The organism is Streptomyces sp. F63 (assembly GCF_018070345.1).
In the GTDB taxonomy this organism is placed as follows: Bacteria; Actinomycetota; Actinomycetes; order Streptomycetales; family Streptomycetaceae; genus Streptomyces.
Genome location: NZ_JAGPXX010000063.1, coordinates 1 through 3,887 on the forward strand (window position 1 = coordinate 1; position 3,887 = coordinate 3,887).

General features: G+C 70.2%; 5 protein-coding genes and 2 pseudogenes. 4 read left to right on the plus strand and 3 right to left on the minus strand.

Annotated elements, in window-relative coordinates; translation table 11 throughout:
* The first annotated feature begins 161 nt into the window (after positions 1-161).
* Complete coding sequence (locus tag KBZ10_RS28845) at positions 162-323, plus strand: hypothetical protein (RefSeq protein ID WP_247703154.1); 162 nt, start codon at positions 162-164, stop codon at positions 321-323.
* A 112-nt stretch (positions 324-435) separates the two neighbouring features.
* Here KBZ10_RS28845 and KBZ10_RS28850 read toward each other — a convergent pair whose 3' ends face one another.
* Positions 436-1,020, minus strand: a complete 585-nt coding sequence (locus tag KBZ10_RS28850) for a GNAT family N-acetyltransferase (RefSeq protein WP_210990697.1) — start codon at positions 1,018-1,020, stop codon at positions 436-438.
* 165 nt (positions 1,021-1,185) lie between these two features.
* Positions 1,186-1,884, minus strand: coding sequence for a hypothetical protein (locus tag KBZ10_RS28855; protein ID WP_210990698.1), 699 nt, complete (start codon positions 1,882-1,884; stop codon positions 1,186-1,188).
* Between the two features lie 208 nt (positions 1,885-2,092).
* Between KBZ10_RS28855 and KBZ10_RS30420 the strand changes: the two are divergent.
* From KBZ10_RS30420 to KBZ10_RS28870, 3 genes and pseudogenes are all read left to right on the plus strand, one after another.
* Positions 2,093-2,191: pseudogene (locus KBZ10_RS30420) on the plus strand (NUDIX hydrolase); the annotation flags it as partial.
* A 46-nt stretch (positions 2,192-2,237) separates the two neighbouring features.
* Positions 2,238-2,528 (plus strand): ANTAR domain-containing protein, encoded by a 291-nt coding sequence (locus KBZ10_RS28865; RefSeq protein WP_247703155.1) that lies wholly within the window; start codon positions 2,238-2,240, stop codon positions 2,526-2,528.
* A 42-nt stretch (positions 2,529-2,570) separates the two neighbouring features.
* Positions 2,571-3,278, plus strand: coding sequence for an AAA family ATPase (locus KBZ10_RS28870; protein WP_210990700.1), 708 nt, complete (start codon positions 2,571-2,573; stop codon positions 3,276-3,278).
* A gap of 69 nt (positions 3,279-3,347) precedes the next feature.
* On the opposite strand, the pseudogene KBZ10_RS28875 reads toward KBZ10_RS28870, so the two are convergent.
* Positions 3,348-3,767: pseudogene (locus tag KBZ10_RS28875) on the minus strand (beta-1,6-galactanase); the annotation flags it as partial.
* Positions 3,768-3,887: the final 120 nt, after the last annotated feature.

Below are 3,887 nucleotides of genomic sequence, written 5' to 3' on the forward strand. Positions count from 1 at the left end.
CTAGTGCGGCAGGGAGCGGGCGCAGGTGAACAGTGCGGATCCATGCCCCCAGTTGAGGTCAGAGCAAGACTCAGAAGCCATTCCCCACCCCGCTGAAGCGGGGCGTCCCCCGGCTAGGTCCTGATGGCGGTCTGCCGGCGGAGGAAGCCAGGGAAGCGGCCTTGCGGCGCTATCCGTACGAGCCGGACGGCGACTCGGACCGCGGACTGATCTTCCACGACGAGGCGTGGCACTGGGCGATGCCGGCGATCCACGGTGATCGCTGTGTGGTGGAGCACCCCGGACTCGCCCGGCCGTCAGCCGAATACGAGGCTCTTGGGTGAAGAGGGAGGGGAGGGCAACGGCCTGTTGTCGTCCTCGTCGCGCCGGACGGGCACCGCGCCCGGTCGGCCTCCACGGCACGCTCGCCGCGGCCGTCACTGACTCCGGTCGCGCTCACGAAACGCCGGACGGAGTCCCGGGCCTGTCGAGAACCAGCTCGCGCTCCACCTTCGCGGGGTCGCCCTTCACGGGAACGGTCACCCCGGAGGGTGTGAATCCGTACCGGCGGTAGAAGCGCTCGGCCCGCGCGTTGTCCTCGTGGACGTACAGGCGCGCCCTTGTCACGTCCTCGACCGACCACGCCCACGCGACGGCCGCCTCGAAGAGCGCGTCGACCACACCGCTGCCGCGGTGTTCGGGGCGCACGAAGACACCGACGACGTGAGCCTGGCGCCGCTCAACGGTCGTGCCGAACGGGTCGACGCCGCCCGCGTCCTCGATCAGCACGGTCACCGTGCCGGTCCAGGTTCCGTCCCGGCCGTCCTCGGCCACGAACTGGCGCACCCGCGTTCCGCCGGCCGCCGATCCCCCGGCCCGTTCCTGCCAGAAGGAGTCCGGCTTCGCGGCCGCCTGCTCGTACGTGTCGAGGAAGGCGATCGGAGCGGCCGGGTCCTTCAGCGCCAGGAGCCGCAGCTCCTTCACCTCGCGCCACTCCTCGGCACGGATGGGGCGGACGGCATGGCGCGGTACTTCGTTCATGCCGTCGAACCCTAGGGGAGGGCCGTTCCGGGGTGCCACGGCATTTCCGCAGGTACGCAGGTAATCGCTCTGCGCCGGGACCCCTGGCCCACGCTCCCCGTCACCCCGGGACGGTCGCCGGATGCGTCGGGCGGACCTGGACGAGTCATTCCGAATGATCAATGATCACAGGCGATCAGTGATCGTGTGGCCGACTGGCGAGTGCTGGTTGGATGGCGAGATCAGAACACCGTTCGTGCTGACGCTTATTCGCTCACCGTAGAGCTGCACGTGCCGACCGGTCGGCTCCAGGTCGGCCTCGTCAAGGATCTCTGACTCGTTCTGCCCCTCGATGAGTACGGAGTAGTACCACGTTCTCCGGGCGGGAAGAGTGTCGTCGTCGTAATCCGGCCCCACGACGGTCACCTCCACGCCTACCAGACCGAGCCGACGGGCCTCGGCGGAGTCACGGACCCGCACGACGTCACCCGTTTGGAACCGGGGAGCGGCAGCCGCTTCCATCTCGCCGGCCTGGGCGCCGTACACGGCGGGGTGCAGGAACACCCCGCCATTGACCGGCCGTTCCCATTCGTCGTTCCAGCCGAAGTCGTCCTTCCAGGTGAAGCCGAGAGCCTGCAGGCAGTCGGGCGCGGACCCGTGTGGCGTGAGGCCGACCTCGAAGTGCAGCATCTCGGGGGTGCGGTGGAACGGCCCCCGAGCATGCACAACCACCGTGCCGTGAGGCGTGAGTGCCTTGCGAAGGTATGCGGTGAGTTTCGCCTCTTCCTGGGGCGTGGCTTCGGCCCAAAGGGCCAGCCAGACGAGCCGGTAGGGCGCCAGGGTCACCGGTTCCCCTTCTCTGCCGGGCAGGTCATCACGAGTCATAGGACCGGTCTACCTCACGGCAGCCGACACTCGCGGCCCGGCCTGTCCATACACGATGCAAACCCGGAACGGGGCCTGGTCCACAGCGCAAGTACCGGCCGACCGGAGGGGATAAGCCGTCTAGCATTCGGAACGACTTGGCCAGATGATCGATTCCAAGGGATCGTGCAGTTCGCCGGCAGATGGATAGCCTGCCGGGGTGTCCTCGGTGAACCTGCGTCACTCGGTCCGCGCGGTCGTCCTCGATGAGGGCGACCGTATCCTGCTGTGCCGCTTCGCCTTTTCCAAGCCGACCGGCACGGTCGTCGTGTGGGCGGCTCCCGGTGGCGGTGTCGAGCGCGGCGAGACGCCGCTTGCCGCGCTACGACCTCCACCTGGTACAGACGGCGGACGAGGCCCGGCACCGGGACGAACTGCAGAGAGAGGTGGCCCAGCTCCGGGAGGCCCTGCGCTTCCGCGCGACGATCGACCAGGCCATCGGCATCATCCAGGCCGAACGCCGCTGCGGACCCGAGGACGCGTTCCAGCTGCTGGTCAACGTTTCGCAGCGCACCAATGTGAAGGTCCGCTCCGTTGCCGCCGCCCTGGTGAGCCTCGCCGAGACGGCTCCGCCGGGACCTCTGCTGCCGGGCGAACCGCGGTAGCCGGACCGGGCGGGCCCGGCGCGCCTGTGCGAGACTCGGCCCGTGATCGTCGAACGCGCGTACGCACATGTGGAGTCGCACGACGAGGGGGAGTGGCCCTGGTCCGTGCCCTGTGTGCGCGGCCTCCTCGCGGACGGGCTGCGCTTCACGGCGCCGGTGACCTTCCTCGTCGGCGAGAACGGCTCGGGCAAGTCCACCCTGGTCGAGGCCCTCGCCGAAGCCTTCGGCCTGGACCCCTACGGTGGCTCGCACGACTGGCGCTACGCCAGCCACCGCGGCAAGTCGGTCCTCGGCGAGCGCATCCGCTTCGAAGCGGCGCCGCGCGGACGCCGCATGCTCGGCAACTGGGCGGCCCGCAAGGGCTTCTTCCTGCGCGCCGAGACGGCCCTCGACGCGCTCGACCGGGAAGGCTTCGCCCCCGACTCGGTCAGCCACGGCGAGGGCTTCCTCGCGGCGTTCCGGGGCAAGTTCCTCCAGCCCGGCCTGTATGTGATGGACGAACCCGAGGCGGCCCTCTCCTTCGCCTCCTGCCTGGAACTCCTCGGCCACCTCGACCAGTTGGTGAAGAACGGCGGCCAGGTCATCTGCGCCACCCACTCCCCGCTGCTCACCGCCCTGCCGGGCGCGGACATCGTCGAGGTCGGCGACCACGGCCTGCGCCGGACGGAGTGGAGCGACCTCGCCCTGGTCGACCACTGGCGCCGCTACCTCGACGACCCGCGCGCGTATCTGCGGCACATCCTCGACTGAGGACGAGTCCCGGCCCCCCGCCCACAGCCCCGGCCCACGTCCGTGCGCCGGGCCCGCGCGGCCGCATCCCTACTCCGTCACCTCGGTGATCTCCAGCGTCTGGATCTGGCCCGCCGCGAACGGCACGCTCACGGACTTGCCCGTCACACGGGTGTCGGTGCGCCGGGTGTAGAGGTCCCCGCCGCCGGAGGTGTGCGTCGACCAGCGCGTGACCCGACCGTCCGGCCCGCCCGCCGCCCGCCCGAAGCCGGAGAGGTCGAAGGTCAGGGTCTGCGCCTCGCCCGGGTTGACCGCCACGACGACCAGCCGCCGCGCGTCCGCGTCGTACGCGGCGATGCTGTTGCCCGCGCTCGTGCCGAGGATCCGCATCCCGGGCCGGATGTGCCGGGTGAACTGGGCGAACACGTAGTACTTGGTCTGCACGGCCCCCGGCCGCAGCGTGTCCGGGTCGTACGCGATCATGGCCCAGCCCGGGCTGGGGTCCATCAGGACCTAGCCGGGGGACGCCCCGCTTCAGCGGGGTGGGGAATGGCTTCTGAGTCTTGCTCTGACCTCAACTGGGGGCATGGATCCGCACTGTTCACCTGCGCCCGCTCCCTGCCGCACTAG

Bases quoted from the DNA above. Each gene is read 5' to 3' on its own strand.
- KBZ10_RS28855 (WP_210990698.1), bottom strand. From the start codon at position 1,884: ATGACTCGTGATGACCTGCCCGGCAGAGAAGGGGAACCGGTGACCCTG.
- KBZ10_RS28850 (WP_210990697.1), bottom strand. From the start codon at position 1,020: ATGAACGAAGTACCGCGCCATGCCGTCCGCCCCATCCGTGCCGAGGAG.